The 25,052-nt window shown below is 67.2% G+C and carries 22 protein-coding genes; 10 read left to right on the forward strand and 12 right to left on the reverse strand.

Annotation, left to right across the window (positions count from 1 at the left end; genetic code table 11):
* The first annotated feature begins 172 nt into the window (after nt 1-172).
* Entirely contained in the window at nt 173-2,281 is a 2,109-nt protein-coding gene (locus FV560_RS08715; protein ID WP_159621122.1) for a beta-galactosidase, read from the forward strand.
* Nucleotides 2,282-2,470: 189 nt separating this feature from the next.
* The gene (locus tag FV560_RS08720) at nt 2,471-3,523 is read left to right on the forward strand and encodes a LacI family DNA-binding transcriptional regulator (protein ID WP_159621123.1); all 1,053 of its coding nucleotides are present in this window, start codon (nt 2,471-2,473) and stop codon (nt 3,521-3,523) included.
* A gap of 52 nt (nt 3,524-3,575) precedes the next feature.
* Here FV560_RS08720 and FV560_RS08725 read toward each other — a convergent pair whose 3' ends face one another.
* The 9 genes from FV560_RS08725 to FV560_RS08765 form a co-directional block, all read right to left on the reverse strand.
* Nucleotides 3,576-4,403, reverse strand: coding sequence for a carbohydrate ABC transporter permease (locus FV560_RS08725; protein WP_159621124.1), 828 nt, complete (start codon nt 4,401-4,403; stop codon nt 3,576-3,578).
* The gene (locus FV560_RS08730; protein WP_159621125.1) at nt 4,400-5,377 is read right to left on the reverse strand and encodes a carbohydrate ABC transporter permease; all 978 of its coding nucleotides are present in this window, start codon (nt 5,375-5,377) and stop codon (nt 4,400-4,402) included. The genes FV560_RS08725 and FV560_RS08730 overlap by 4 nt, the downstream gene beginning before the upstream one ends.
* Entirely contained in the window at nt 5,370-6,740 is a 1,371-nt protein-coding gene (locus FV560_RS08735) for an ABC transporter substrate-binding protein (RefSeq protein ID WP_159621126.1), read from the reverse strand. Before FV560_RS08735 ends, FV560_RS08730 begins: the two co-directional genes overlap by 8 nt.
* 132 nt (nt 6,741-6,872) lie before the next feature.
* The gene (locus tag FV560_RS08740; RefSeq protein WP_159621127.1) at nt 6,873-9,017 is read right to left on the reverse strand and encodes a right-handed parallel beta-helix repeat-containing protein; all 2,145 of its coding nucleotides are present in this window, start codon (nt 9,015-9,017) and stop codon (nt 6,873-6,875) included.
* Between the two features lie 473 nt (nt 9,018-9,490).
* Complete coding sequence (locus FV560_RS08745; RefSeq protein ID WP_200837585.1) at nt 9,491-11,290, reverse strand: sulfatase; 1,800 nt, start codon at nt 11,288-11,290, stop codon at nt 9,491-9,493.
* Between the two features lie 58 nt (nt 11,291-11,348).
* Nucleotides 11,349-12,857 carry a sulfatase family protein gene (locus tag FV560_RS08750; protein ID WP_235020015.1) on the reverse strand — a complete coding sequence of 503 codons (1,509 nt, stop codon included), beginning with the start codon at nt 12,855-12,857 and terminating at the stop codon, nt 11,349-11,351.
* Entirely contained in the window at nt 12,842-14,500 is a 1,659-nt protein-coding gene (locus FV560_RS08755) for a glycoside hydrolase family 13 protein (RefSeq protein ID WP_235020016.1), read from the reverse strand. The genes FV560_RS08750 and FV560_RS08755 overlap by 16 nt, the downstream gene beginning before the upstream one ends.
* 234 nt (nt 14,501-14,734) lie before the next feature.
* Nucleotides 14,735-15,406 carry a response regulator gene (locus FV560_RS08760; protein WP_159621129.1) on the reverse strand — a complete coding sequence of 224 codons (672 nt, stop codon included), beginning with the start codon at nt 15,404-15,406 and terminating at the stop codon, nt 14,735-14,737.
* Complete coding sequence (locus tag FV560_RS08765; RefSeq protein WP_159621130.1) at nt 15,403-16,578, reverse strand: sensor histidine kinase; 1,176 nt, start codon at nt 16,576-16,578, stop codon at nt 15,403-15,405. Before FV560_RS08765 ends, FV560_RS08760 begins: the two co-directional genes overlap by 4 nt.
* 110 nt (nt 16,579-16,688) lie before the next feature.
* Here FV560_RS08765 and FV560_RS08770 point away from each other — a divergent pair, with 110 nt between their 5' ends.
* Nucleotides 16,689-17,417, forward strand: coding sequence for a GAP family protein (locus FV560_RS08770; RefSeq protein WP_159621131.1), 729 nt, complete (start codon nt 16,689-16,691; stop codon nt 17,415-17,417).
* Here FV560_RS08770 and FV560_RS08775 read toward each other — a convergent pair whose 3' ends face one another.
* Nucleotides 17,418-17,918 carry a MarR family winged helix-turn-helix transcriptional regulator gene (locus FV560_RS08775; RefSeq protein ID WP_159621132.1) on the reverse strand — a complete coding sequence of 167 codons (501 nt, stop codon included), beginning with the start codon at nt 17,916-17,918 and terminating at the stop codon, nt 17,418-17,420.
* An 88-nt stretch (nt 17,919-18,006) separates the two neighbouring features.
* On the opposite strand from FV560_RS08775, the gene idi reads away from it, so the two are divergent.
* From idi to FV560_RS08810, 7 genes are read left to right on the forward strand one after another with little or no spacing between them, the layout of a single operon-like run.
* The gene (gene idi / locus FV560_RS08780) at nt 18,007-18,537 is read left to right on the forward strand and encodes an isopentenyl-diphosphate Delta-isomerase (RefSeq protein ID WP_159621133.1); all 531 of its coding nucleotides are present in this window, start codon (nt 18,007-18,009) and stop codon (nt 18,535-18,537) included.
* Entirely contained in the window at nt 18,534-19,571 is a 1,038-nt protein-coding gene (locus FV560_RS08785) for a polyprenyl synthetase family protein (protein ID WP_159621134.1), read from the forward strand. The genes idi and FV560_RS08785 overlap by 4 nt, the downstream gene beginning before the upstream one ends.
* Nucleotides 19,568-20,419, forward strand: a complete 852-nt coding sequence (locus tag FV560_RS08790; protein ID WP_159621135.1) for a phytoene/squalene synthase family protein — start codon at nt 19,568-19,570, stop codon at nt 20,417-20,419. Before FV560_RS08785 ends, FV560_RS08790 begins: the two co-directional genes overlap by 4 nt.
* Complete coding sequence (gene crtI / locus FV560_RS08795) at nt 20,416-21,996, forward strand: phytoene desaturase family protein (RefSeq protein WP_159621136.1); 1,581 nt, start codon at nt 20,416-20,418, stop codon at nt 21,994-21,996. Before FV560_RS08790 ends, crtI begins: the two co-directional genes overlap by 4 nt.
* Nucleotides 21,993-22,316 (forward strand): lycopene cyclase domain-containing protein, encoded by a 324-nt coding sequence (locus FV560_RS08800; RefSeq protein WP_159621137.1) that lies wholly within the window; start codon nt 21,993-21,995, stop codon nt 22,314-22,316. Before crtI ends, FV560_RS08800 begins: the two co-directional genes overlap by 4 nt.
* The gene (locus FV560_RS08805) at nt 22,313-22,645 is read left to right on the forward strand and encodes a lycopene cyclase domain-containing protein (RefSeq protein WP_159621138.1); all 333 of its coding nucleotides are present in this window, start codon (nt 22,313-22,315) and stop codon (nt 22,643-22,645) included. The genes FV560_RS08800 and FV560_RS08805 overlap by 4 nt, the downstream gene beginning before the upstream one ends.
* Entirely contained in the window at nt 22,642-23,532 is an 891-nt protein-coding gene (locus FV560_RS08810) for a prenyltransferase (protein WP_235020017.1), read from the forward strand. Before FV560_RS08805 ends, FV560_RS08810 begins: the two co-directional genes overlap by 4 nt.
* Nucleotides 23,533-23,578: 46 nt before the next feature.
* Here the strand turns inward: FV560_RS08810 and FV560_RS08815 are convergent, their stop codons facing one another.
* Nucleotides 23,579-24,256 (reverse strand): hypothetical protein, encoded by a 678-nt coding sequence (locus FV560_RS08815; RefSeq protein ID WP_159621139.1) that lies wholly within the window; start codon nt 24,254-24,256, stop codon nt 23,579-23,581.
* A gap of 164 nt (nt 24,257-24,420) precedes the next feature.
* On the reverse strand, nt 24,421-25,052 hold a 632-nt coding region (locus FV560_RS08820), incomplete at its 5' end, for an SdrD B-like domain-containing protein (RefSeq protein ID WP_200837586.1).

A 25,052-nucleotide genomic window follows, 5' to 3' on the forward strand; every position in this document is an offset into this window, starting at 1 on the left:
ACGCCCCATTGCGCCGGTCTGAGCGGCGGGCGCCCGGACCTGCTGCCCATCGTGACGCCTCGGAGGCGCTGGTAGATCGCATCGTGATCACAACCCGGCAACGATTAGGTCACGGCCGCGCCTCGAACCCAGCGATTGGACCGACCTACAGGGGGTCAATACGCTCTGAAGCATGGCCGACGACGTCACCGCCCCGGAGACTCAACCCGAGTCTCAACCCGCTGCTGAACCCGCTGCTGAATCCGAGCCCAAGCCGGCCACGCCACCGGCCCCCACGACCCCCGACTGGCCGATCGGGCTGCGCGCGCTCGGATTCGGTGGCGACTACAACCCGGAGCAGTGGCCGATGGAGGTGCGGCTCGAGGACATCGAGCTGATGCGCGAGGCCGGGGTCAACTTCGTCAGCCTGGCGATCTTCTCGTGGGCCACGATCGAGCCGCGCGAGGGTCGCTACGACTGGACCTGGCTGGACAACATCATGGACCGGCTGCAGGCGGCGGGCGTGAAGGTAGCGCTGGCCACGGCCACCGCCTCTCCGCCACCGTGGTTGACGGCGAACCACCCGGAGATCCTGCCCCGCACCGCTGAGGGAGTCGTGCTGCATCAGGGTGGCCGGCAGTCCTACGCCCCCTCCTCCCCCGTCTACCGGGACTACGCGGTCAAGATGGCCACGGCGATCGCGGAGCGCTACGCCGAACATCCCGCGCTGGCGCTGTGGCACATCGACAACGAGATCGGCTGCCACGTGCCGCACGACTTCTCCGAGTCGGCTGAGCGGGCGTTCCGTACCTGGCTGCGGCGGCGCTACCGCACGATCGACCGGCTCAACGAGGCATGGGGCACGGCGTTCTGGTCCCAGCGCTACAGCGCGTTCAAGGATGTGCTACCTCCGCTGGCGGCGCCGACCTACGCGAACCCGACCCAGCAACTGGATTTCGCCCGTTTCTCCTCGGACACGCTGCTGGAGTACTACAAGAAGCTGCGTGACGCCGTCCGGCCGATCACCCCGCTCGTGCCCTCCACCACGAACTTCATGGTGAACCTGAGCACGAAGTGGATGGACTACTACCGGTGGGCGCGTGAGGTGGATGTGGTGGCCACCGACCACTACACGATCGCCGACGACCCGGAGCGGGAGATCGATCTCGCCCTGGCGGCCGACATGACCCGCGGAGTGGCCGGCGGCAAGCCGTGGATCTTGATGGAGCACTCCACCGGCGCCGTGAACTGGCAGCCGCGCAACCGCGCCAAGGGGCCCGGGGAGATGGTCCGCAACTCCCTGGCACATGTGGCGCGCGGCGCGGACTCGGTGATGTTCTTCCAGTGGCGCCAGTCCAAGGCGGGGGCGGAGAAGTTCCACTCGGCACTCGTTCCGCACGCCGGCCGGGAGTCGACCGGCTGGCGGGAGAGCGTGCGGCTGGGTGAGGCGCTCGGGACGCTGAGCGACGTCGTCGGGAGCCGGGTGCAGGCGCGGGTGGCGCTGCTGTTCGACTACCACGCATGGTGGGCGATCGAGCTTGACTCCCACCCCAGTGTGGACGTGACCTACGGGGACAGGATCCGGGCGCTCTACCGCGAGTTCTGGTACCGGAACGTGACGGTGGACGTGGTGCATCCCAGCGCAGACCTGGACGGCTACGACGTGGTACTCGTCCCCTCGCTGTACCTCGTGACAGACGAGCACGCCGCGGCGATCGCGGCGGCCGCCGAGCGCGGTGCGAGCGTGGTGATCACCTACTTCTCCGGCATCGTCGACGAGCGCGACCACGTCCGCCTCGGCGGCTACCCGGGTGCGTTCCGCGAGTTGCTCGGGGCGAGCTCGGATGAGTTCTTCCCGTTGCTCGAGGGCGAGAGCGTCACGCTGGACGATGGCACGACGGCGGACGTGTGGACCGAGCGGGTGGAGGTCACCACCGCTGAGGTGCTCCGGTCCTTCGCCGACGGCCCCCTACCCGGTGGCCCTGCCGTGACGCGCAACGCAGTCGGCGAGGGTGCGGCCTGGTACGTGGCGACGCGGCAGGACGAGGCAGGAACCGCTGCGTTGGTCGAGCAGGTGCTGGCTGAGGCGGGGGTGGAGCACGTGGCTGCGGTGCCACGTGGGGTGGAGGTGGTGCGACGTGCCATGGAGTCCGGTGAGCGCTCCAGCTTCTTGTTCGTCCTCAACCACACCGACAGCGACGTGACCGTCCCGGCGTCTGGCACCGAGCTGTTCACGAGCACCGAGGTGGCCGGCGAGCTGCACGTGCCCGCACACGGGTCCGCCGTGGTCGCCGAGCGCTGATCGGCAACCGTGTGGCCGGGTAGGCGCCATCCGTCGTCGGTAGCCAGCCAGTAGGTGCCATCCGTCGTCGTTCGCGCAGTCGGTTGCCGACAGGCGATGGCACCTACTGCGGCGGCACCATGCAGATGATCTCGCCACCTGAAACGTGCAAAGATGGATCCCCCACGACCACGAACGGGATACCCACCGATGCCACGACAGGGATCACGCGGGCCGGACGGCAACGCACGCCCGAACAGCCGCCACGTCGCGGCGCGTGCTGGTGTGTCTGTCGGCACCGTCTCGAACGTCCTGAATCGCCCTGACCTCGTCGCACCGGCCACACGCGAGAAGGTCGAGACCGTGATGCGGGAGATGGGCTTCGTGCGCAACGCCTCCGCGCGGCAGCTCCGGATGGGGCGGTCACAGACCGTGGGGCTGCTGGTGCTGGACATCGTCGGGCCGTACTTCACTGCGGTCGCCAAAGGTGTCGAGCAGCGGATGGCCGAGGCGGGTTTCGTCCTCATGCTGTGCAGTTCCGACCGGGATCCGCAGACGGAGGAGCGCCAGCTGGCCCAACTGGAGGAACACGGTGTCAGCGGGATCCTGATCGCCCCGTCGACGACGAATCTCGCCCAGGTTGACGGCGTCCGCTCACGCGGTACGCCCGTCGTCCTGCTGGACCAGCCCAGCCCCGATGCGGGTCGCTGTTCAGTCGCGGTGGATGACATCAAGGGAGCGGTGACGGCTTCCCAGCACCTGCTGGATCTTGGACACCGGCGCATCGCCCTCATCAATGGACCAGAGCACATCCAGCAGGCCTCCGACCGGCGGGAAGGCCTGCGGCACGCCGTGGCGGCCGCCGGACTGGACGTCGCCGCCACCGTCGAGGAGGTCGTGGTACCGACGCTGGTTGCGAGCGAGGGGGAGGAAGCCGTCGACCGGTTGATGTCGCAGTCTCCTCCGCCGACGGCGATCATGTGCGTGAACGACCTTGTTGCCCTGGGCGCGTTGCGCGGTTTGCACGCCCGTGGGCTCCGGGTCCCTGACGACGTTGCCCTGGTCGGATACGACGACGTCGAATTCGCCTCCGTCCTCGCCCCAGCGCTGACCTCGGTGCGGCGACCGAAGCACGAGTTCGGACGCCGGGCTGCGGAGTTGCTGCTGGAGGAGATCGACCCGGGCGAGGGTCATTCGCATCAGCAGGTGATGTTCCAACCGGAGCTGATCGTTCGGGGGTCGACCGGCGCCGTCCATGGTTGAACGGCGCCGGCGTCACCCGGGCGGCCGAATCGAATCCATTGATCTGCAGGGCCTACTCCTTCACGGCCCCTCCCAGGCCCTTGACGAACTGGTTCTGTGCAGCGAGGAAGACGATCAGCATGGGCAGGGTGGTGAGCAGGACGGCCATCATCACCGTGCTGATGGGTGTAATCGAATGCTCGCTCGTTGCCAAGGGAGCTAGGACGAGCGGCAGCACTCGCATCTCTGAGGACCGGGCTGCGACCAGCGGCCACGCATACATGGTCCACGCGTTCAGCAACGAGATCGCCGCGTAGGCAGCGACGGCAGGGCGCGCCAACGGAGCGGCGATCCGCAGGAAGACCTGGCCCCAGTGCGCGCCGTCTACCCTGGCCGCTTCGACCATCTCGTCGGGAAGCGAGGTGAAGTACTGCCGGAAGAGGAAGGTGCCGAAGCCCGTCTGGGCGACGATCGGCAGCATCAGGCCGACGTAGGTGTTCAGCAGATCGAACTCCTTCACCACGAGAAACATCGGCAACAACATCACGTGGGGAGGCACCAGCATGGCCGTGACGAAGAGGGTGAACATGGGCTTCGCCCCGCGGAACCGCAGCTTCGCCAGCGCAAAGCCGGCCGAAAGGCAGATCGCACCCTGTACCGTGACGACGACGATCGCGAACAGAGCCGAATTGACGAATGCCCGGGCACCGAGGATTTCGAACGCTGCGGTGACGTTGCTCAACTGCAGCGACTCTGGCCACCACGTGGGTGGGTAGGCAATGACCTCAGCAGGCGACTTGAATGCGCTCGTGACCATCCACAACAGGGGCGCTGCCATGATGATCGCACCGATGATCACGGCCGTGTAGTGCGCTGCGCGGGCGCGCCGGTCGACAATCATTCGTTCTCCTTCAGCTGCGGCCGGTAGACCAAGAACGTCAGCGCGGCGATGCATATGAACAGCACAGTCGCCAAGGCGCTGGCATACCCGATGTCGAACGACCGGAAGGCCGTCTCGTAGAGGTAGTAGATGAAGACTTCGGTCGACCGCAGCGGACCGCCCTGGGTCATCACCGAGACGATGTCGAACGTCTGATACAGCACGTGCAGGGTGGTGACGACGCTGACGAAGAAGGTCTGTTGACGCACGCCGGGCCAGAGGATGTGGCGCGCGCGTGACCACGCGCCGGCACCATCCAGATGCGCGGCTTCGATTCGCTCGTGCGGGATCTGCTGCAGCGCAGCCAGGTAGAAGATGACCGCGGTCGGTATGTTGAGCCAGATCACCACGATTGCGACAGCTGCGGGCGCCCAGGTGGGACTGAACAGCCACTCAGGCCCTTCGATGCCCATCAAGCTGAGCGTGGTGTTGATCAACCCGTACGTGGGGTCGTAGAGGAAGCGCCACAGCACGGCCGATGCCACGAATGAGATGACGATGGGCATGAAGTAGAGCGTGCGTACGACGCGCATCCAGCGGGTGGGCACGTTGACACCGATGGCGATGACGAACCCGAGGAACACGATCGGGATCGCTGTGGTGGCCATGAGGATGGCGGTGAGCCGAAGCGAAGTCAGTGCTCGCTCGTCGCCCAGGAAGCGGAGGTAGTTCTCCAGGCCCACCCATTTCGCATCGGAAGTGAGGTCCCACTCGAAGAAGCTCAGACCGAATGCGAGAAGTGCCGGCACGATCACGAAGACCGTGAAGACGGACAGGTTCGGGGCCAGCAGAATCGCCGCCCACAGACCACGTCTATCTCCCCGGTGCCCGGAGGAGCGCGTGGGCCGACCCCTCCCCGGCCGGTGGCCGGCACCAGAGTTCGGTGCCGGCACGGCCGAGGCATGGGACCTGCTCGATGAGGCAACGTCAGTCATCGTTGAGGGCGTCATTCGCTTCGATGTTGGCCTGGGTGAAGGCGTCTTCGATGGAGGTGCCGTTGATCAGCACCTCGTCCATGGCCTGGATCACGACGTCACGCACCCCGGCCTGGTTGTTGAAGGGGATGTCCGGGTAGGACCCGCCGTCCTCGATCGCCTGCAGGTACGCGTCGTTGTTCTCCGGCGGCGCCGGCAGGTCACGCCAGATGGCGCTGTCGGCGAGTGACGTCAGCGGGGGCATGACGGCGTAGGTCTCGGCCAGCATGCCCATCCCACCGTCTTCGGAGTAGTACCAGCGCAGGTAGTCCTGAGCAGCTGCCAGGTTGTCGGTGGTGGCAGAGATCCCGATACCAGCTGAACCGGCGCCGACGACGCGCTCTCCGTCGGTCGTCGGCCAGGTGACCACGCCCCAGTCGGCTGGGTCGGTCCCGAGCGAGTTCCGGATCGGCGGCACCTGCCCGCGGACGCCGGAGTACATCGCCTGGGTGCCGTTCAGGAACGGTGCCAAGTTGCCACCCTGGGTTGCTTGCACCGACGGCGGGATGAAGATGCCTTCCTGGATGGGGTCGAGCCAGTAGTGCCAGGCCTGCATCGCCTCCGGGGAGTCGAGCTGTAGTGTGCCGTCTTCGGCGAGCAGCGCGCCACCGAACATGTTGATCTTTGAGACCCACTCCGCCGGCTGGTTGTAGTTGGCGCCGAACCCGTACTGCACCGTGCTCCCACCCTCGGTGATGGTGAGCTGTCGGGAGATCTCGAGGAGATCCTCCCAGGTCCAGTCGTCGGTTGGGTAGGCCACTCCTGCTTCGTCGAAGAGCGCCTTGTTGTAGTAGATGACCTTCGCATCGGCGCTGCGGGGGAGGCCATGGATCTCACCATCGTTCTCGCCCCCGCGCACCTCATAGTTCGCGAGGAACGTCGGCGCGAACTCATCTGCGCTGAGCTCCGGATCGGTTCCGAGGAACTCGGTGAGGTCCTGCGTGATGCCACTGTCGGCGAAGGTGTCGTTCGCCAGGTCGAAAGTGGCCACGACGTCGGGGAGGTCGTCTGCCATCTGCGACTGCAGCATGAGCTGGACGTACTCGGAGGCGGTCACGTACTCGTACTCGACCTCGAGGTTCGGGCGCGCCTCGTCGTATGCCTCGATGACCTGACCCTCGACAGGGTCCTGCCAGTCGAAGACCGAGATCGTCAACTCACCGGTGACCTCCTCGGGTGCGGGAACTTCGCCTGCCTCGGGCTCGTTCGAGCCCCCTTCGGCGTCGTTCCCACCACAGCCTGCCAAGCTCAGCGCGAGTGCTGCCGTGATTGCTGCCGTCGCTTTTCGTGGACCAGTGTGGCGACTTTGTCGAACGCTCTGCATGGATCTGGCTCCTCTCGGCGACCGTCGTCGGTCGCTCATGGTGTCCCCACATGTGAGGAACAGTACCTGATACGTTTCAATATAGGATGCTCAACCCGGACTCGTAAAGCCTGGGTCGAGCACCCGGATGGGTCAGTTGATGACACGCAAGCTGCGATAGCCGGGCCCACCGCTGTCAGCATCACCCACTTCGACCGTGCGCACGGACAACCCGCCGTCAACCTGGACACCGAGCAGCAGAGTTGTCTCGCCGTCGGCTGCAGTTCCGGCCAGCGCAGCCACGCGCACGGGCTGAGCACCACCGCCGAGCGCGAAGAAGTCGAGTCCACTCACCTCTCCACCATCGGCATTGTCGTGCAGCCGGGTCCGGATCACGGACGCCGTCACCTCCGTGCCACTGGCGTTCGGTCCAGCTACCTGCCAGTCGCCAAGGATCGGGTCCGAGGTCGTCGCATAGTCCGGGCGTTCGCTCCTGAGGATGGAACGCACCGGGCTACCCACGCCGGTGCCGGATGAACGCACCACGTGCTGAGATCCAGGCTGGTCGCCGCCCTTACGTTCGACGTAGGCCTCGGCCAGAATGCCGGCATTGTCGACGCGCGGCACGAAGGTCGCCCAGACATCATCGACGGTGGCGCCGACGAACTGTGACGACGTCACGGTGACAGATCCTTCGCCGTCACCATCGGTGCGGATCCCGATCCCGCCATGGGCAAATGTGGTTCCGACGATGTTCGCGGTGACCCGTCCAGCGGTTCTGATGCCGCAGGTGGCGTTGTCCTGGTCGAGGTAGAAGCCGGGCTCGAGGAAGAGGCACCCGATGACGGTGATGTCGTCTGCGCCATCCAGGAAGAGGGCCGACGGGAGTCCCTCGTAATTGGCCAGGCCACGGCCACGAGGCGTGTAGAAGTAGACCCCGCTGACCACCACCTGCCGGTGGAGTCGTAGTCGAATCCCGTAGGTGTGGGCGTTGATGTGGCAGTTGGAGATCGCCCCACCAGGCTCGTGCAGGCGGTCGAAATGGACCCCGTCGGACAGATCGTCGGCGTGCCAGACTTCGAACGCGACGTCCATGCCGACGAGGAAGGAGTCGGCGATCCGGAAATCCTCGAAGTCATTGGGGGCGACCCCGGCGTCCCGTCCTTCGATCTTGACCCCGTAGCGCCAGAACCCATTGACGTAGATCTCGGTCATCACGGGGCTGTAGCAGTCCTTGAAGTGGATGGCATGCGTGCGCCCGGTGAGCTCGTACTTCATCAACTCACCCTCAGAGGGAATCTCGCTCGGGTCGGGTTGACGAGGTCCGTAGAAGTTGGTGAACATGTTCGACGGTGTGTCGCCGTTGATGTAGACGTCCGTGATGTAGGCCCACCACTTGTTGGCCAGATAGATGCCCTTCTCGAAGTTGCCATCGAAGGCCAGGTCGCGGAGGCCATTGGCGTAGGCCCCGATGTAGACGTTCTCGATGCGTACTGAACGACGTCGGTGCGACCCGAAACCCGGCGTTCCTGGGCTCAATGACGAACTGATCTCCAGCGCGACTCCGTTGTTCGTCGCTGAATCTGCCGGTAGTGCGGAGAGCAAGCTAATCCCATAAACCTGCCACACCTCGGCGTTGAAGTTCGACGTCAGCTTGATCAGGCCGTCCGCATTGCTCTCGTCTGCGACGAAGTAGGAGCTCTGCGGACCATCGCCGGTCACGCTGATCCCTGGCACGCCATCGACCGGACGGTTGTCGATCTGGCAGACCGCCTGGGACATCATCCGGTATAGGCCGGTCGGGACGTAAACGACCAACCCTGTGAACACGCCATCGCCGACCAGGAACTCGACCAGGTCGAACGCACCCTGGACTGCCTGGGAGTCGTCCGCTACGCCGTCGCCGACCGCGCCGAACCACCGGATGTTGAGACGATCGTCGTGGACTCGGACCCATGCGCCGTCGGTGGCAGGTGACGAGTCCGAGACGATGTAGACACCTTCGCGCGCGTCAGCAGCAGCGTGGTCGGAGAAGTCGCCGGCGCGCCAGACGAATGTTCCTTCCCGTCCCGGTTCGGTCAGGTAGACCACCTTCGTCGTGCCCGGATCAAGCGCTTTGATTCCACCCCTGTCAGCGACGGCGGTATCGACCACGTGACCGCCGCTGGCGACCACCTGTCCAGGATCCGCCGACGCGCTGGTCGCCGTCGCGACCGAGGCGGCCGTCGCGAGCGCTGCGCCACTTACTACGCCGAAGACGCCTCGGCGCCCGATCATGCTTGAACCCGTGTCCTCCATGGACGCTCCCTGTGTGACCTGTTTCATCGTGTCCTGGCCTCTCAACTCTCGATCGCAGCGACGTCGCTGCGGGGTGAAATCTCAGTCCGGACTTCGTCCCGAAATGAGACGTATCAATTCATGCGCTAGCGACGCGCTGTCTTCACCTCGACTCTGAGATTCGGGGATTTCCGCCGGTTCGAGACCCCTCGCTGTGACCCGCGGCGGTGGTGGTTGCTGGTCCATGCTTGCCCAGTTCGCTGGGCACTGTCAAGATGTAGACTGAGACGATTCAAGTTGCTGCTTGCGCATGGTGGCTTGAGGGCTTCATCGACGCCCACCCCGAGTTGGAACTGCGCCGGGTCAAAGATGCCGCAACCTGGCCGCCCACGGCTATCTCGTCGTCGACCCGGAAATCGTCTGCAGTATTCTGGCGGAATATCCCCGTGGTCGCCGCTCGAGTCGAAGAGCTGCTCAGACGATGAGGGGCACGATCATCGGCCACCGCCGCTGACCTGCGCCAGCTCGTCCGCGAGCGCACCCAACTTCTCCCACGGGAGCGGTCCGAAGAGCACGGGCGCTGCGCGGTAGAGGGTGGTGGCTTCGGCGACCGGTGCGAACGGGCCGATCGGAACGTCGCCGATGTGGCGGCGCAGCACGACCGCTGCGTCCGGGTCGTCGAGGATCTCCCGCAGGGTCGAGGTGACCCCGACGCGACCGGACGGGAAGGACTCCGGCGAGGGGACGGCGTCGTAGGCCCGCTGGGCGGCCAATGCCTGGGCGTGCTGGCTACGGCACAGCAGGTGCTCGGCACCAACCTGGCCGTGCTCGGGCAGGCCGAGGCGTTGGAACTGGCTGGACGGCGCATCGTTGGCGGCCATCGCCTCCACGAGGGCCTGGGCCATCCGGGTCTCGATCTCGTCATCGATCAGCGGGTGTTGTTGGGCCGGGTCGGACTCCAGATCGAACAGAAGCGTGCCGTAGGCGCCCGGGGTGTGACCTTTGGTGCCGGGGGTGCGCAGCACGGGCATTCCCTGGGTGAAGGGCAACGGGTCGGCGAGCTCGGCCTCGGCGAGAGTCTCACCGGCGAAGTAGCCGCGCATGCGGGTGGGCATCAGCGTGTGCTCGAACAGCGGCTCGTTTGAGTGGTCGGCGCTAGCGCGCATGTACACATACCGGCCGTCGGTGACGTTCACGTGCCCGCCGAAGGAGCCGAACAGCCCGAACTCGCGCACGGGAGCCGACGAGCGAACCGTCTCGCGCAGTGAGCGACCCTGCATCCGCGGCGTCGGGTCCACACCGAAGTGATCGAGCAGCGTGGGCCCGATGTCGATGGTCTGTACCAGTGCGTCCGTGCTGGTTCCGGCCGCCCCGGCTACCGGATCCCAGACAAACAACGGGGTGTGCGCGGTCTCCTCGAACCACGGCATGCCCTTGCCCCACCGGTCGTGCTCGCCGAGGAGGAACCCGTGGTCGGTGCACACGATCAGCATCGTGTCCTCCCACAGGTTGTGGGCGTCCATGGCATCGAGTACGCGCCCCAGGGAGGCATCGCACTGGGACACCAGGGCCGAGTAATGGCCGCGCACCTGCTCAGCGAGGTCATCGTCCTCGAGCACGGCCTGGTACTCGGGCCAGTCATAGTGCGCCATCTCCGGCGAACGCCCCCCGTACCGGGAGCGGAACTCCTCCGCCGCGTCGAACGGCTCGTGCGGGTCGAAGGTCTCGATCTGCACGGACCAGCCCTGCTCGGAGGCATTGTCGGAGATGAACTCCAGCCCGGCATCAAAGGTCAACGTCTGCGGATACTCGGCCAGGCCGTTGATGTATTCACGGTTGATCTGATCCTGGCGCCACGTGCCGTTGCGGTGGATGCGCAGCTCCTCACCCACCTCCGGGTCAGCAACCCGCCCCTTCCATGGATCCCCCTGCTGACCGCGGATCAGTGAGGACGTGCCGTACCGCGTGTGATACGTGGCCCCGCCGTCCTCCCAGTAGTGCATGTGGTCGGTGGCGAGGTGCGTGGTCACGCCTGCCTGTCCGAGCATCCGCGGCACCGAATCGTCGAACGGCTCCAGCGGCCCCCACCCGCGGTGCAGGAAGTTGTACCGCCCGGTGTGCAGTTCCCGGCGGGCCGGCATACATGGCATCGAGCCCACGTAGCAGGTGTTGAAGCGCACGGACCTGGCCGCCAACCGCTCGAAGTTGGGAGTCTCGATCCCACATGGCGCATAGGGAGTCAGGTACTCCCGGTTCAGACTGTCGTACATCACCACGATCGCGCGCACACTCATACCCTTCCGTCAGTCCCCGCAGCAGCAGATGTTCGGCACCGGATCCACTCCCGGGCTCTCAGCCAGAGCTGGCGACCGGTTCCCCAGCTGCAGCAAGCAGCGACACCGACAACTCATGCAACGGGCTCGTCACAGCCCCACCGAGCAGCGGATCGCCGGTCTCCCGCATCCAGGTATACAGCTCGCGGAGCAGTTGAGCCCGAATGTCGGCATATCCAGCCTCGTCGGCCACGTTCTGGGTCTCGTGCGGATCGGTGCGCAGGTCGTACAGCTCGATGGGTGGATGGTAGGCCCGCACCGGTGTAGTCGGCATGGTGCGTGGCCGCCACGACTGGGACGAATCCATGAACTCGGGCGCCGCAGTGAAGTTCGCGATCAGCTTGTAGGTCCTGCTGCGCACGCACCGACGGGGATCGTAGTAGTCGTGATAGGTCATTTCGCCGAAGATGTGCGTGCGGCCGGGATGACGCCCTGCCGCCGGCCTGCCTCGTCCGCCGGGTCCAGGAGCATCGGATCCTGAGGCGACATCTGTCCGGTCCAGCAACGGCCGGAGACTGCGGCCGTGGATCTCGTTCCGCGGACGGACGCCCGCAGCCTCGAGCACGGTCGGGAACAGGTCGATGTTGGAGACCATCTCATCAACGCGCATCCCGCCCGTCCAGCCCAAGGCCGGGCAGCGCATGACCCAGGCGACCTCCAGCCCGGGATCGTACAGTGCGCACTTCGCCCGCGGCAGTGCGACGCCGTGGTCGGTGGTGAAGATGACGAGCGTGTTCTCGGCCTGCCCCGTCTCCTCGAGGGCCGCGAGGACGCGGCCCACCTGGGCATCGAGGTAGCGGATCGCGCCCTGCAGTTCGGCCAGCTCGTCCCGGGTGCTCTCGCCCTCATCAGCGATGTACGGCGGCACCGTGACACCGCGCTCGTCGTCGGGCTCCATGTAGTCGCTGATGAAGCCCATATACCCGGGCTCGGAGCGGCTGAAACCGGGGAGCCGGTGCGGTTCAACGAAGCCCACCTGCAGGTAGAAGGGCCGATCCCCCACGGCCAGCCGGGCGATCTCGTCCCGCGCATGGGTGGCCACGTCCTCGGCCTTGCAGGGGTGGCCGATCTCCCGATCGAGCAGGAGCCGGTCGAAACCGAGCCGTGCTGCCATCTCCTCGGTTGACCGGTTCCCGCGGGACTCGTGCTGTACCCCCAGCAACGAGGTGGCATACCCCGCCTCCTGCAGTTCCAGGGCCAGGTGGCGTTCGTCGTCGTTCAGGTCCCACGCGAACTGAGCGTGGGTGAGGCCGTTCACCCCGGCCGCGTGCGGGTACTTCCCGGTGAAGAGCGACGCGCGCGAAGGGCTGCACTGGGGGGCCGTGCAGAATGCCTGATCGAGTTGGATACCGTCGGCGGCGAGAGCGTCGAGGTGCGGGGTCTGCACCGTGTCGATCCCATAGGAACCGAGGTAACGACCGAGGTCGTGGCAGTGCAGGAGCAGGACATTCGGTGTCGTCACGGGTGCGGGTTCCGGTCGGCGGGTCGGGTCGAGGTCGGGGTGGTCCGCGCTCATCGCTGCAGCCACGCCGTCGTCTCCGCGGGAAGGCGTCCCTCGCCGTCGAGTTCAGCGCTGGCGAGCAGCACCTGCCCCGCCGGCAGATCCGCGGGCTTGTCACTGAAGTTGGTCACGCAGGTCCAGCCGTTCGGGCGGGAGAAGGCGAGGACGTCCTCGTGTCCGGTGTCCAACCACTCCAGCTGCTCCTCGCACTGCAACCGGTGCCGCATCGCGATGGCCTCGCGGTACAAGGACAAGGTCGAGGCCGGATCGTCGGACTGGCCGGAGGCGGCCACCTCGGCGAACCACTCCGGTTGCGGCAGATGCGCAGCACCGGGACCAAAGCCATAGGACTCCCCCGCTGCGGTCCACGGCAGCGGCACCCGGACGCCGTCACGGCCCACGTCACTGCCCGGCTTGCGAGCGAACGTCGGATCCTGCCGGGCATGGTCGGGGATGTCGGCCACCTCATGCAGCCCGAGCTCCTCACCTTGGTAGATGTAGGCAGATCCGGGCAGGGCGAGCTCGAGCAGCGTCGCGGCGCGCGCGCGGCGCAGCCCCCGGTCGGCATCCAGCACCGGCTCGGTCCCACGGCTGAGCAGCCACGTCCGGCCCTGTTTGAACTCCGCTGGGTCGTGCGGCAGCCCGTAGCGGGTGGCATGCCGCACCAGATCGTGGTTGGAGAGCACCCAGGTGGTGGAGGAACCGCTCTGTGCGGCGAGGTCGAGGTTGCGGGCGATGACATCGCGGAACGCCTCGGCCTCGAAGGGCGCCTGCAGCAGATCGAAGTTGAACGCCTGCCCCAGGCCCTCAGCGCTGGCATACCGGGCCCGACGGTGCGCGGGCACCCAGGCCTCGGCCACCGCGGTGCGCGGCGGGTCGTAGGAGTTGAACACCTCACGCCACTCGGCGTAGATCTCGTGCACCTCGTCCCGGTCCAGTGTGGGGTGGCTGCCGTCAAAGGGCATCGCCTGCAGCTGCTCCATCGTGGGCAGCTCGTCCGGCAATCGCTTGGCGGTCATGTGGGCCACATCCACCCGGAAGCCCGAGACCCCGCGATCGGACCAGAACCGCAACGTCCGCAGGAAGTCGTCGCGGACCTCGCGGTTGTCCCAGTTCAGATCTGGCTGCTCCACAGCGAACCGGTGCAGGTACCACTGACCGTCCGCCACCCGCTCCCAGGCGGAGCCCCCGAAGGCACTCGCCCAGTCCGACGGCGGTTCCTCGCCGCCGGGTCCGATGCCGTCTCGGAAGAGGTACTTGTCCCGCTCGGGCGACCCCTTCGGGGCCGCCAGTGCGGCCTGGAACCACTCGTGCCGATTGGAGGTGTGGTTGGGCACGATGTCGATGATGAGTTTGATGCCGGCCTCGGTGAGCGCGGTGAGCATCTCGTCGAAGTCGTCCAGTGTGCCGAAGCGCGGATCGACGTTGCGGTAGTCGTCCACGTCATAGCCGCCGTCGGCGAGTGCCGAAGGGTAGAACGGGCTGAGCCAGACGGCGTCAACTCCGAGGTCGCGCAGGTAGGACACGCGGCTGGTGATCCCGGGCAGGTCACCGATGCCGTCGCCGTCGGAGTCAGCGAAGGAGCGGGGGTAGATCTGGTAGACCACGGCCTGACGCCACCAGTCGGCGTCGCCGACCAGCACCGTGCCGCCCTGTCGTGGACGAGACACCCCCTTGGTTCCCTGGGCCCTTGTCACAGCCTGGCTCCGTTCTGCGCAATTTATACGTTTCATTTTGACCTTACGTGTCCGCCGTCGCCCGGGTCAAGCAGCGAGGTGCCGCTCGTTGTCGCTCTCGTTTGGCGATTCCGACAGGCAGTGGCACCTACCTTGCGCAGGTCTGGCGTTCCGGGTAAGTGTCACTCGTCGTTGCTATCGGGCGATCGGAGCGACGATGAGTGGCACCTACGGCAGGCGCCGGTGACCGCCCGCCTCCCGCGCCAGAATCGCCGCCTGCACCCGCGACCGGCATCCGAGTTTGGTGAGCACCCGGGAGACGTGTGACTTGGTGGTCGCCTCGGTGATGTGGAGCGCCCGGCTGATCTCCTGGTTCGACCAGCCGCGTCCGAGGCAGTCGAGCACTTCCCGCTCCCGTGCGGTCAGGCCGGGAAAGCGCGTGTCGTCCGCCTCGCCCCCGCTGCTCTCCCCCGGCCCAGGGCGCGAGCCGACGAACGCGTCCAGCAACGTCCGCGTCACCTCCGGCGCCACCACCCCTTCCCCCGCAGCCACCCGGCGCACCGCGTCGACCAGCGTGGCACCGTCGGCGGTCTTCAGCAGGAACCCGGCCGCCCCCGCCCGCAACGCGGCCACCACGTACTCGTCCAGGTCGAACGTGGTGAGCACCAACACCTGCGCGGTGCCTGCCTCGGCGATCTCCGTGGTCCCCGCCACGCCATCCATCCGCGGCATCCGGATATCCATCAGCACCACATCCGGGCGCAGAGCGCGGGCATTCGTCACGGCGCTCTCTCCGTCGGCGGCCTCACCGACCACCTCGATCTGCGGGTCCGTCTCCAGCACCATCCGCAGGCCGGCCCGCACAGCGGCGTGATCATCGGCAAGCAGCACGCGGATCATTCCGTCTCCCCCTCGATCGGCAGTCGCGCTCGCACCGTCCACACCCCATCATCCTCCCCCGTCGTCAACGAGCCCCCGACGGCGCACGCCCGTTCCGCCATGATCTCCAGTCCCATCCCTCGCCTGCGTTCGGCGTCCGTAGGGCTGGGGTTGCGCAGCAGCAGGTCCAGGTGCCCCTCAGCGAGGGTCACCTCCACCTCCGGCGGACCCGATCCGTGCTTGGTCGCATTGGTGAGCCCCTCCTGCAGGAGCCGGAAGGCGGTCTGATCGACCGCCGTCGGGAGTTGGGGTAGATCGACTGGGTCAGCGCGGATGGCTCCGTGGTGCGCCGCCACCAGTTCCCGGACGGCCCGGCTGTCGCTGATGCCGGTGGGCGACCGTTCCGGGGTGCCGCCGCGCAGCAGCCGGATCATGGTGCGCATCTCGGCGAGGGCGGACAGGCTCGAGGCGCGCACCGCCTCGAGCGCGCGGCGGGCACCGTGGTCCACGGCCGGTCGCGTGAGCCCTGCCTCGGCGTGCAGAGCGATGGCGGAGAGGTTCCCCGCCACGGCGTCATGCAGATCCCGCGCCATCCGCTCGCGTTCGTCACGGAGGGCTTCCTCGTGCTCCATCCGGGTGAGTCGTTCACGGTCGGCGGCGCGGGCGGAGGCAAGCTCAGCCAGCTCCGATTGCCGCCGGACCGAGGTGCCCCACCATGTGGGAGTCGCCAGCACGGCGAACGCCTGGAGGCCGATGAGGAGGCCGGCGCGCAGATCATGCAGCAGTGCCCAGCCGAGCACTGTCACGGCAGCGATGATCATGGCCGTGAGGGCGATGAGGCGCCGGACAGCACGCGCGGACCCGTGCAACGCGAGCGTGTACAGCAGGTCGATGAGGACGAGCATCACGCCGAGGCTGCCGCCGATGTGTAGGTCTGCGGTGAACACCACGAAACCGGCGCCCAGAGCACCGACCGGATGGCGGCGTTTGCCGAGCATGATCAGGGCTCCAGCGAGCAGCAGCGGGACGTGCCAGTACGGGGCAACGGCGAACGGCGCATCGCTGATGACCGGCCCCACACCCAGTCCGTGCAGCGCAAGGCCGGCGATAGCCACGGCCATCGCCTCCGTCACGACCTGGCGTCGCGACGTGCCGCGCAGGCGCCGGTGCCACACCTCGATCCATCGCTGCATCCGTCCATTCTTGCGCCACGACGGGCCCGCACCGATGCGACGAAAGGATGAGATCCGCCCGCTCCTCCTGGCCGATGCCGCATCGCCGCCCGCCCGCGCATGCTGCTGGCATGACTGCAGCTCTGCTCGGAACGCTCGCCGTGCTCGCGCTCGTGGACTCCGCCAGTTTCGGGACGTTGCTGATCCCGATCTGGTTGATGCTCGCCCCGGGGCGGCTACGCCCGGGGCGGGTACTGGTGTTCCTGGTGACCGTGGCCGCCTTCTACTGGGCGGTCGGGCTGCTCCTGCTCGCCGGAGCCGACACCCTGATGACGGCGCTGGACCAGGACTCCCCGGTGCTCACCTACGCGCAGCTCGTCCTGGGGGCCGTCTTGTTCGTCGGCGCGTTCTTCGTCGGGCGAGAGCCGAAGGACGGCAGCAGCCCCGCACCGGGCCGGTTCTCCCGCTGGCGGGAGCGCACAGTCTCGGCCGAGGGCCGGGGCGGATGGCCGGCGCTGATGGGACTGGCACTCGGGGCAGCCACACTCGAGGTGGCCACCATGCTTCCCTACCTGGGCGCCGTCGGGATGCTCACCGCCGCCGACCTGCCGGTAGCGCAGCGGGTGCTGCTACTCACCGGCTACTGCGTGGTGATGGTGCTTCCGGCGCTGGTGCTGCTCGGCGCACGGATCGCCGCCCGCCGGCTGATCGAACCGTTGCTGATCCGTGTCTCGGCCTGGATGGCGAAATCCTCGGGCGAGACGATCGCCTGGGTGATGGGTATCGCCGGGTTCCTGCTGCTGCGTGATGCCGCCTCCCGGATCGGACTGCTGGAGGCGATCGACGTGTCGATCGGCTGATCACGTACCGGCTGGGTCATGGTCGGCTGGGCCCGTGGCTCCGGCGAAGTGGCCCGCCATCGCGTCGAGAAAGCCCACGACGGCGTCCCGGCAGTGCGGAGGGACGGCGGCAGCGATCCGGGCCATCTCCTCGTGCATCGCGGCCAGGCGGGTGCGCACCTCCTCGTGAGCGTGCGCCGTGGCACGCACCACCACTTTGCGCCGGTCGGTGGGGTGCGCGACGCGGTCCAGGTGCCCATAGCCAGCCAGCCGGTCCAGCAAGGTGGTCACGGACGCCGTCGAGATCTCCAGACGGTCGGCGAGGTCGCGGGGGGTGAGCGCAGCACCGGCCTGCTCCGCGGCCATCACGTGACGGATCGCCACCACATCGGTGATGTTCATCCCCATCTCTCGCACCAGCTGGCGGCGGAAATGCTCTTCGGCCGCCCGGAATCGCCGCAGCGCCGCAAGGATCTGCGTGCCCTCGGCGCTCGCGTCATACCAGTAGCCATCGCCTGACATGACGTCGATGCTACGGCGACCCATCAGCACTCCCCTTTTTACTCAGCACGCTTATTGCTAGATTATCTAGCAATAAGGAGGGAGTGTCATGGATTCCGAGGACCTCGTGATCCTTCTCGACGACGACGGCCGGCCACGAGAGACGGCGCCGCGCGAGGAGAGCCACCATCGATCGACACCGTTGCACCTGGCCTTCTCGTGCTACGCCTTCGACGACGACGGCCATGTCCTGCTGACCCGACGTGCCCTGTCCAAGCGTGCGTGGCCAGGCGTGTGGACCAACTCCTGGTGCGGGCACCCCCGGCCTGGCGAAGAGCTCGAATCGGCAGTTCGTCGTCGCGCCGGTGACGAGCTCGGGCTCCAGGCCGACGGTATCCGGATGGCGGTCGCGGACTTCCGCTACCGGGCAGTGGATGACTCCGGAATCGTCGAGAACGAGGTGTGCCCGGTCTTTACCGCCACGGTCGGCACCGATCCGGCGCCCAACCCGGGCGAGGTCGTCTGGTGGCGGTGGGAGCCATGGTCGGGCGTTGTCGACCTCGTTCGGCTCGCACCTTGGAGCGTGAGCCCGTGGATGGCCCTCCAGGTACCCCTGCTGGACGCAGAGCTGCGATCATGACGCACGATCACGACGCAGCCGTCCAGGCACGGCTCGACGCCTTCTTCGCCTCCCGCGCCGCCCGCATGGCGGCGCGCGGTGCGGACGACCTGTGGACGGCACTCCGGCGTGCCAGCGACGGCGGAAAGCGGCTGCGGCCGCGGTTGGTCCAGGCGGGAGCTGCCGCCTGCGGTGGCGCCGACGCCGACCACAGCGCCACGATCGGCGCCGCGGTGGAACTGCTGCACACGGCCTTCGTCATCCATGACGACGTGATCGATGGCGATCAGACCAGGCGCGGCCTTCCCAACATCTCCGGCTCCTTTGCCCACGACGGCGCCCGTGTCGGTGCCGCGCCGGATGTGGCGCGCCGCTACGGTGAGGCTGCCGCGCTCCTGGCCGGAGATCTCGCCCTCGCTGGTGCGGTCCAGCTGGTGGCCGGTTGCGGGGCGCCGACCGAGCGCGTCGCACGACTGCTCGCGCTCCTGGACGATGCTCTCCTCGACAGTGCTGCCGGAGAGCTTGCCGACGTGCGCGCCACGCTGGACGACTCGCTCCCGGTGGCCGAGGTGCTCCGGATGGAGGAGCTGAAGACCGCTGCCTACTCCTTCTCCCTGCCGTTGCAGGCAGGTGCAGTGCTCGCAGGTGCCAGTGAGGAGGTCGTGACCGAGGTAGGAGAGGTCGGACGGCTGCTCGGGATCGCCTATCAGCTCCGCGACGATCTCGGCGGGATGTTCGGCGACGAGACCAGCACTGGCAAGAACCCCCTCTCCGACCTTCGCGAGGGCAAGCGGACGGCCCTGCTCGCCCATGCTGCCGCGACCGATGCGTGGGACCAGGTGCGCCCGCACGTAGGAGATCCCGACGTCGACACGGCAGCCCTGGCGAGAGTGCGCCGACTACTGATCGAGTGCGGCGCTAGGACGAGTGTGGAGCAGCTGGCCGACCAACACGAGCGCGCAGCCCGCGAGCGCGCGATCCTCCTCGGCAGTGCCGGCGCCGAACTCATCGGCGTCGCCTGGCTCGCCCATGACCTCGCGTGGAGCGCCGCATGACAGGCGCGACCGGACGCACGCGATACGACGACGCTGCTCACGCCAGCGCACAGGTGGTGATCCGCCAGTACTCGACCTCCTTCGGCTGGGCGACAGCGCTGCTGGGCGAGCCGGACCGCACCCACGTGCGCACGATCTACGCACTCGTGCGCATCGCCGACGAACTGGTCGACGATCCGGACCCCGCCCTCGACCCCGCCTGCCGCGCGCGCCTGCTCGATGGTCTCCAGGCAGACGTGCTGGCTGCCCTCGAGAATGGACGTAGCGCCAACCTGGTCGTGCACGCATTCGCTGGGACGGCGAGGCGGTACGGCATCACAGCCGAGCTGATCGATCCCTTCTTCGCGTCCATGCGCAGCGATCTGCACGTGCGTGACCACGACCGGACCGGACTCGATGCGTACGTACACGGCTCCGCGGAGGTCGTGGGCCTGATGTGCCTGCGCGTGTTCACTGACTGTGACCACGCTGCCTACGAACGTCTGCAAGCCGGCGCGATCCGGCTCGGTGCCGCATTCCAGAAGGTCAACTTCCTGCGCGATCTGGCCGCGGACCGGGATCTCCTCGGGCGTAACTACCTGCCCGGGGTGGACGTGGCGGGGTTGAGTAACGCCGAGCGTGACACCTTCCTGGACGAGATCGACGCCGACCTCGCCGCTGCCCGGGTGACCATCGCGGGTTTGCCACCTCGCAGCCGCCGCGCGGTGCTGGCCGCGCATCACTTCTTCGGCGAGCTCTCCCGGCGCCTGAGGCGAACACCCGCTGAGGAGATCCTGCGCCGCAGGGTCCGCGTTCCGGATGCGGTGAAGGCCCGCATTCTCGTGACGGCGATCGGAGCCCGGGCGTGACGGGCTCCGTGGTGGCGGTGATCGGCGGTGGGATCTCCGGGCTGGCCACGGCGGCCCTGCTCGCAGCCGAGGGGCACGAGGTGCACGTGCTGGAACGGCACGACGAGGTCGGCGGACGCGCTGGCTCCTGGGAGGCCGAGGGCTTCCGTTTCGACACCGGACCATCCTGGTATCTGATGCCGGAGGTCTTCGCCCACTTCTTCTCGCTCCTGGGGCGGGACGTGAACGATGTGCTCGACCTGCGCACGCTGGACCCCGCCTATCGCGTCTTCGCCGAGGGGGAGGCGGAGCCGATCGAGATCGCGGCCGATTTGGAGCAGAACGTGGCCCTGTTCGAGGCACGTGAGCCCGGAGCGGGCGCCCGCCTGCGGTCCTATCTCGACTCGGCCGCCGAGACCGAGGCGCTCGCCCGGGCTCGGTTCCTCTACACCACTTTTGCGGACCTGCGTGGGTTCCTGACGCCGGACGTACTGCGCCGGCTGCCGCGGCTGGCGACGCTGCTGCTGCGGTCGATGGAGTCCAAGGTGAGAGGTGAGTTCTCGGATGTTCCGTTGCAGCAGATCCTCGGGTACCCGGCGGTGTTCCTCGGTACCTCCCCTCGGCGGGCCCCGAGCATGTATCACCTGATGAGCTCGCTCGATCTGACCGGCGGGGTGCAGTATCCGATGGGTGGGTTCACCCGGCTCATCCAGGCCATCGCCGATCTCGCCACCGAGAACGGGGCACAGATGCACACCGGTGCTGAGGTCACGGCGATCGACACCACCGGCACCCGCCGGGCACGGGTGAGCGGCGTGGACTACGTCCGGCGCGGGCTGCGCCGTCACCTCGAGGCGGACGTGGTGGTCGGCGCTGCGGACCTGCACCATCTGGAGACCCAGCTGCTGCCGGAGCAACTACAGACCTATCCGGAGGCGTGGTGGCGCCGCCGCGACCCGGGGCCGGGAGCCGTCCTTGCCTACCTCGGGATCCGCGGCGGGCTCCCTCAGCTGTCCCATCACTCGCTGTTCTTTGCCAAGGACTGGGCGAGCACGTTCGCCGACATCGACGCCGGCCGCATCCCACGTACCCCCTCGGCCTACGTCTGCCGCCCCTCGGCCACCGATGACGGCGTCGCACCCGCCGGCGACGAGAACCTGTTCCTGCTGGTGCCGGTGGGCGCGGACCCTGCCCTGGGCCACGGCGGCCTCGACGGCAAGGGCTCGCCCGCCGTCGAGGAGCTTGTGGACCGGATGCTCGATCAGATCGGCGAGCGGGCCGGGGTCGCCGACCTGCGCGAGCGCGTCGTTCTGCGCCGGACCGTGGGCCCGGCCGACTTCGCCACCGACCTGCATGCGTGGCGGGGCACGATGCTCGGCCCGGCCCACACGTTGCGCCAGAGCGCCATGTTCCGGGCGCGCAACGCGTCCCGGCACGTTGGCGGATTGCTGTATGCTGGCTCTGGGACGATTCCCGGTGTGGGACTGCCGATGTGCCTCATCAGCGCGGAACTGGTTCTCAAGCGCATACGTGGCGATGTCAGCACCGGCCCACTACCGGAACCGCTTCCCGCTCTGCGCACCAGGGCACGTCGATGACGCCGTACCTTTACCTGCTGTTCCTGCTGATCCCGCTGGGGTGCCTGGTGCTGATGGATGCCCGTTGGCGACTCGCGTTCTGGCACGCGCCGGTGCGTGCTGCGGCGACCGTGCTCGGAGCTGGGGCGATCTTCCTGGTGTGGGATGTCGTCGCCATCGGTGCAGGCTTCTACCACCGAGGTGAGAGCGCGGCGATGACGGGCATCGAGGTGCTGCCCGAGCTCCCCGTGGAGGAGCTCGTGTTCATCACCTTTCTGTGCTACCTGAGCCTCATCGTTCTGCAGCTGCTCGGGCGTACGAGCAGGACGGAGAGTTCATGACCTACCTGGGACTCGCCCTGATCGTGCTGGCACTGGCCGCGGTGTTCTGTGCGCTGACGTATCGCGGACCGTGGCCGCATATCGGCCTACTGGCGCTGGTTCTGGTGGTTCTCACCGCCGTCTTCGACAACGTGATGATCGCCGCTGACCTGTTCGGGTACGCGGACGAGCACACGGTGGGGGTCCGGGTGGGTCTGGCCCCGATCGAGGACTTCGCGTGGCCACTCGTGGCGGCGATGGTGGTGCCCGGTCTCTGGTCGCTCGCCGCGCGAGCGGACCTGCGGCGACGGGACGGCCGCACCGGGCGCGGAGCGGACGACACGTCGTGAGCGCGGTGCAGCAGGTCCTCCCGTGGCGTCACGTGCTCGCCTCCTCGCGCCCGATCAGCTGGATCAACACGGCATATCCGTTCCTGGTGGCCTGCCTGCTGGCGGGCGATGTTCCAGCGTTGACCATGGTCGTGGGCACGCTCTTCTTCCTCGTGCCCTACAACCTGCTGATGTACGGCCTCAACGACGTGTGGGACTACGAGTCCGACATCCACAATCCTCGCAAAGGCGGGGTGCACGGTGTGGTCCTGGAACGCTCACTGCACCGCACCACAGTGATCGCTGCTGTGGGCTCCTCGGCGCCGTTCATTGCGGCTCTGGTGGCGCTGGGGTCGTTGCCGGCGACGGCGGTGCTCGCCGTCAGTGTGTTCGCGGTGGTGGCGTACTCGGCACCACTGCTTCGTTTCAAGGAGCGGCCGGGCCTGGATTCAGTCACGTCTGCGATGCATTTCGTGAGTCCGGCGGTGTACGCCGTCGCACTCTCCGGTATCGAGCTCGACGCTGTCGTGCTCGCCGCACTGTTCGCCTTCTTCGCCTGGTCGATGGCCTCGCACGCATTCGGGGCGGTACAGGACGTGTTAGCCGATCGTGCGGGTGGGATCGCCTCGATCGCCACGTGGGCTGGGGCGGCCGCGACGGTGCGTATCGCTGTCGGGCTGTACGTGGCGGCGGGTGTGATGCTGGCGGTGTGGGGTGGTGCGTGGGCACCGCTGGCCGTGCTGCTGGTTCCCTACCTGGTGTCGACAGCTCCCTATCTGAACGTCAGCGATACTGACGCACAGCGTGCGACGGCCGGGTGGCGGCTGTTCCTGTGGTTGAACCCGGTGGTGGGTTTCCTGGTGACGCAGTACTTTCTGTGGGTCGCGCCAGGGGCCCTCGCTCGGTGATCTTGATTCGTGGACCACTACCCGCACAATCATCGGGCGCGGCTACCTAAGCGGTATCGGAGCCAGCTCCGGCGATGGGGGCGTCGACGGGCTCGTCTGTCGGAGCCCTACCGCCGACTCGAATCACGAATCGGTCATCGCCGGAATCGAGTCGCCCGATACTGCCGTCTGGATCGAGCCACAATCGAGAGACGCCGTCCGAGCCGTCCAGGGTAGGAAGCAGGAAGACCGACATCTCGACGTCATCGAGGTCACTGGTTCCCAGATACCGGGCATCGGACTGACGGAGCAACTGCGCGTTCTCTGGCCGGTCAGTGACGAGCGCAAAGACAATCCGGAGCTGCTCGAGTAGCTGTCCCTGCTCCTGCACCTGCCATCGGCCATCTCGCATCACAGCGAGGGCTGTCTCTGTCAGGTACACCTCCTCCGCTACTGCCATGTCGGAAGGGCCGCGGGCCAGCGTTCCCCACGCGACGAGACGCACAGGGTCCACCGTGAGTTCCGTGGCGATTCGGTCGATCGAATCGGACTCCCCGGTAGCCACGGTCGCTGTGAAGACGCCGCCATTGCCGAGTGCGAACCGGGCCGCAGCCAGCTGTTCGGACTGCTCGATCGTCAGCGGTTGCCCTTCCTCATCGAGTCCTCCGGAGCAGGCACCGAGGGTCAAGAATGCCGACAGCATCAGCACAGTGGTGAGCACCCGCTTTCCGAGGGGCTTGTGCATGTTGCCCGTCTGGGGTGTCCCTGAGACGGCGTCCCTACTGTTGCCCACCAACGGATCCCTTCACCAAGTCCCGGGCCCTCGTCCAGCTGCCATTCTCTCGCACGCTGATGGCAGGCGAACGCCCGCGACACTTCCGTGTCGCGGGCGTTCGCGTTGCTCCGTGTCTAGGAGTGAAGTGCCCGCCGGCGTGCAGTGAGGAGCACGATGCCAACCAGCAGAGCGAGTGCGGCAAGTCCACCCGTCAGGATGAGCGAACCGGGGACTCCCGTACTCGGCATCGGGTCGACCGGGTTGGGGGTCGGCCCTTCCGTCGGACTGGGTGATGGCTCGTCAACCTGCGGTGGGGTGTAGCCGGCGTCGATGGTGGGGATGTCGGCTTGGCCGGGTTCGGCGGAGTTGGCACCGGTGGCGGGGGTGGTGAAGGAGTAGCGGCCGGTGTCCTGGTTCGGGTTGGAGTCCAGGCTGGTGTCGTCTCCTGCCCCTGCTGTGGTGAGCGGGTAGGTGTCGCCGTCCACGGTGATGGTGGTGGGGAACTCGATCGTGTAATCGGTGTTGACGTCCAGGTCGGTGAAGACGTAGTACCCGTCCTCATCAGTGGTCGTGGTCGCCACGACCTCACCGTTCTCGTCCAGCAACGTGATCTCGACACCTTCAACGGGGGTTTCACCCTCGTCCTGGATGCCATCACGGTCCTCATCAATCCAGACGTAGTCACCCACCGAGACCAGGTCCGGGACGAACCCGAAGTCCAGCGACGGGTCACGGTCACCATCCTGGGTCAGATCACCACTGGTGG

This window comes from Ruania rhizosphaerae, assembly GCF_009805705.1.
Lineage (GTDB): Bacteria > Actinomycetota > Actinomycetes > Actinomycetales > Beutenbergiaceae > Ruania > Ruania rhizosphaerae.

What these genes read in the sequence shown, in the direction of transcription:
- FV560_RS08760 (WP_159621129.1), bottom strand. Translation starts at nt 15,406, where the DNA reads ATGATCCGCGTGCTGCTTGCCGATGATCACGCCGCTGTGCGGGCCGGC.
- FV560_RS08720 (WP_159621123.1), top strand. Translation starts at nt 2,471, where the DNA reads ATGCCACGACAGGGATCACGCGGGCCGGACGGCAACGCACGCCCGAAC.
- FV560_RS08730 (WP_159621125.1), bottom strand. Translation starts at nt 5,377, where the DNA reads ATGACTGACGTTGCCTCATCGAGCAGGTCCCATGCCTCGGCCGTGCCG.
- idi (WP_159621133.1), top strand. Translation starts at nt 18,007, where the DNA reads ATGGATTCCGAGGACCTCGTGATCCTTCTCGACGACGACGGCCGGCCA.
- FV560_RS08800 (WP_159621137.1), top strand. Translation starts at nt 21,993, where the DNA reads ATGACGCCGTACCTTTACCTGCTGTTCCTGCTGATCCCGCTGGGGTGC.
- FV560_RS08740 (WP_159621127.1), bottom strand. Translation starts at nt 9,017, where the DNA reads ATGGAGGACACGGGTTCAAGCATGATCGGGCGCCGAGGCGTCTTCGGC.
- FV560_RS08745 (WP_200837585.1), bottom strand. Translation starts at nt 11,290, where the DNA reads ATGAGTGTGCGCGCGATCGTGGTGATGTACGACAGTCTGAACCGGGAG.
- FV560_RS08815 (WP_159621139.1), bottom strand. Translation starts at nt 24,256, where the DNA reads ATGCACAAGCCCCTCGGAAAGCGGGTGCTCACCACTGTGCTGATGCTG.
- FV560_RS08725 (WP_159621124.1), bottom strand. Translation starts at nt 4,403, where the DNA reads ATGATTGTCGACCGGCGCGCCCGCGCAGCGCACTACACGGCCGTGATC.
- FV560_RS08790 (WP_159621135.1), top strand. Translation starts at nt 19,568, where the DNA reads ATGACAGGCGCGACCGGACGCACGCGATACGACGACGCTGCTCACGCC.
- FV560_RS08735 (WP_159621126.1), bottom strand. Translation starts at nt 6,740, where the DNA reads ATGCAGAGCGTTCGACAAAGTCGCCACACTGGTCCACGAAAAGCGACG.
- FV560_RS08765 (WP_159621130.1), bottom strand. Translation starts at nt 16,578, where the DNA reads ATGCAGCGATGGATCGAGGTGTGGCACCGGCGCCTGCGCGGCACGTCG.
- FV560_RS08715 (WP_159621122.1), top strand. Translation starts at nt 173, where the DNA reads ATGGCCGACGACGTCACCGCCCCGGAGACTCAACCCGAGTCTCAACCC.
- FV560_RS08770 (WP_159621131.1), top strand. Translation starts at nt 16,689, where the DNA reads ATGACTGCAGCTCTGCTCGGAACGCTCGCCGTGCTCGCGCTCGTGGAC.
- FV560_RS08805 (WP_159621138.1), top strand. Translation starts at nt 22,313, where the DNA reads ATGACCTACCTGGGACTCGCCCTGATCGTGCTGGCACTGGCCGCGGTG.
- FV560_RS08785 (WP_159621134.1), top strand. Translation starts at nt 18,534, where the DNA reads ATGACGCACGATCACGACGCAGCCGTCCAGGCACGGCTCGACGCCTTC.
- FV560_RS08775 (WP_159621132.1), bottom strand. Translation starts at nt 17,918, where the DNA reads ATGTCAGGCGATGGCTACTGGTATGACGCGAGCGCCGAGGGCACGCAG.